Raw genomic sequence first — 2,844 nt, 5'->3', positions numbered from 1 at the left:
GCGAAGTTCTTGATGTGCTGGCCGTTCTGGATGGCCTCCTCAAAGGAGACCACGTTGAAGGTGCGCTCCTCGGGAAACTCGATGAGGAGCGACTGGGTGCCCGTGGCGTCCTTGGCGCTCCAGTAGGTCTCGTCCTTGCCGTCGAGCACCTTGCCGGGGCCGTACGCGGGGTCGTTCTCCCAGGCGCTGCTGGCCTTGGCGGTCGCCGCCGTACGCCCCTCGCCCTCGCGCGTGAGGTCCTGGGCGAAGGTCTTCTCAACGTTGTCGCCAAAATCGAGCGTGCGCTGCTTGATCTCGGGGTCGACCGTGCCCGTATCGTTGGGCGGCACGTTGAGCAGCAACGGGGCGCCGTGACCGACCGAGTTGAAGTACATGTTGCTGAGCTCGGTGAGGGTCTTGGGAGTCTTCATGTTGTTGTGCCAGAACCAGCCGGCGGTGATGCGGGCGTCCGCCTCGGGCATGATCCACTTGCCTCCTGTTGGGGAGCCAACGCTGACCTCCGCGCCCACCGTGGGGTCGTTTTGGATGTTCTTGTTCCAGGGGACCTCGGCGGAGCTCGAATCCCAGTTGGGGTTCATCTCGACGCGGTTCCAGGCGGTGTCTCCGGCAAGGCCGTTCTCGTTGCCCACCCAACGGACCTCGGACTGCAGGCCGCACTGGAAGAGGACGCACTCGTCGCCCTCGAGCTCCTTGATGGTTTTGGCAAAGCGCTCGAAGTTGTAGTTCTGTGCGTCGGCGCCGGTGCCCTTTGCGCCGTCCATCCACACCTCGACAAACTTGCCTTTGTTGCCGTACTTGGGATCGCCGAGGATCTCGCGCAACTGCCCGTCGTAGAAGTCGTTGTAGTTGTCGGGCTTTCCGTCCTTGTTGCCGTAGCTCGGCTCATGGATATCCCAGGGGGAGAGGTACAGGCCCATGTCGAGGTCATATGTGGAGCACGCCTTGGAAAGCTCCGCCAGGATGTCGATCCGGCTCGTGGTGCTGCCCATGTCGTAGTCGGTCGACTCGCTGTTCCAGATGCAGAAGCCGTCATGGTGCTTGGCGGTGACGACCAGGCGCTTGAAGCCGGCCTCCTTGATCATCTTGACGTAGCCCTCGGCATCGAAGGTCTCGAGGTTGTTCATATAGGTGACCGCCGAGGGCATCTTGGTGCCGTAGTCGGTGCCCCACTCGACGCCCGAGAAGGTGTTGGGCCCAAAGTGGCAGAACGCCGCGAGCTCCTCCTTGGCGTATTTGTATTGACCCTTGTTGGGGACGATGTCGTCCTTTTGGGGCTGTGCGGTGGCAACGCCGTTGAGGCTCTCATCGGTGATCCATTGATCCGCGAACACCGCCGTGGGCAGTGCGAGCGATGAGCACAAACCGGCCACGATGGCAAACCGCGCGAGGTTTTTGCGCTGCATATTCCTCCCATCACGTGCTGCCAGCCGGTGCTGGCAGGTACTGGTGGTGCATCCGGCTACGATCGGTGCAGGATGCACTCAATCGGAACAAGTTTGCCTGGGTGCCCAACCCCCCCCCTCGTGGAATCGGCAGGCGTATTAATTTGGAACATGAACGGTAGGTTTATGAGTTTCAGACGGCTAAAGGTGGAGCATTGGTATCTGTCCGGGAAGACCAGCGTGCGGGTTTCTACCAGACGAATAGTTGGTGCGATCGATCATCGCTAACCCAAAAGAGGAGCGGACAATCTATCGCTTGCGCGGGCTTAGGAAGGCCGATGCCCTCTGGCTCCTGATCATGAGCGTGCGGGACTGGACGCTCAAGATGCCGCCGACGAGGTGGCCAATGCGGCGGGGGAGGAGCGCGACGTCGCCCTAGATGAGCGCGATGACTCCGCTGAACATCGGCGTAGAGCGTTCATCGAGGGGAGGGGTTAATGGTGCAAAAAATCTAGCAATAGAACGCTTGCGAGGGTACCCTAAGGCCATGGGCAAGATATGAGCCGAGGCGCCAGGAGGCGCAAGGCGTGGGAAAGGAACGTGCCTCATGAAGAAATATGCGAACAGCGCTCTGTTCTATGCGATCCTGGCCATGATCGGCGGCGTGTTCTTCCGCGAGTTCACCAAGTTCTTTTCGTTTGACGGCGCGACCACCCTGGCGTTCGTGCACACGCATTACTTTGCCCTGGGCATGATCATGTTCTTGCTGCTCCTCGTGCTTGAGAAGACCCTGCACATCGCCGACCGCTCCGTGTCCCGTGCGGTGGTTGCCTACCACGTAGGTCTCAACGTTACCGCCCTCATGCTCGTGGCTCGCGGCGTGCCCCAGGTTCTGGGTATCGATCTTTCCCGCGGCATGGACGCGGCGATCTCCGGCATCGCCGGGTTGGGCCATATCGTTTTGGGTGTGAGCATTGTACTCATCCTGCTGGGCGTCAAACGCGCCGTGGCCCGTGCCGAGAAGAGATGATGGCAAGCCAAGGAAAAACCTCCGGCGACTTATGTCCGCCGAGCGGCATCGCGGCTGGTGGATGGTGGCGAAGATAGCAAAAAGGCGAACTGTCAACCGTGGTTGACAGTTCGCCTAATTCTCTTATGGTGGAGCCGCGGAGAATCGAACTCCGGTCCACGACAGCTCCCTGATCGGCATCTCCAGGCTCAGTCACTCATTTAGTCTCGGACGCCTCGCGCGGAGCGACACGCTCTCGGCGTCCCAACCGGTTCGGTCTTAGCCCGCGCCATACCGATCACGTGCGCGGGAGCATTCCCCTCAAATGACGTCGCGCCGGTGTCGGGGAAATCACCGGGTTGACGCGCCGCTATAAATTAAGCAGCGAGAGCCAGCTGGGGCTCAAAAGAAGAATTCTTGTCAATTCATTTTGACGGTACCCCTGTTTAACGT

Annotated in this window: 2 protein-coding genes and 1 other RNA gene; 1 reads left to right on the top strand and 2 read right to left on the bottom strand. The window is 60.3% G+C overall.

The window, feature by feature from the left end; all coding sequences use genetic code 11:
* On the bottom strand, positions 1-1,403 hold a 1,403-nt coding region (locus ACT8II_RS09255), incomplete at its 3' end, for an alpha-L-fucosidase (protein ID WP_443813938.1).
* 586 nt (positions 1,404-1,989) lie between these two features.
* Between ACT8II_RS09255 and ACT8II_RS09250 the strand changes: the two genes are divergently transcribed.
* On the top strand, positions 1,990-2,412 hold the full coding sequence (locus ACT8II_RS09250; protein ID WP_118654213.1) for a DUF2871 domain-containing protein: 423 nt from the start codon (positions 1,990-1,992) through the stop codon (positions 2,410-2,412).
* A 126-nt stretch (positions 2,413-2,538) separates the two neighbouring features.
* On the opposite strand, the gene ssrA is transcribed toward ACT8II_RS09250, so the two are convergent.
* Positions 2,539-2,844: a transfer-messenger RNA gene (gene ssrA, locus ACT8II_RS09245) on the bottom strand; the annotation flags it as partial.

Source organism: Collinsella sp. (assembly GCF_052346665.1).
Classification (GTDB): Bacteria; Actinomycetota; Coriobacteriia; order Coriobacteriales; family Coriobacteriaceae; genus Collinsella.
Note: the sequence above shows the minus strand (reverse complement) of the source record. Positions and strands in the feature narration are given on the sequence as shown.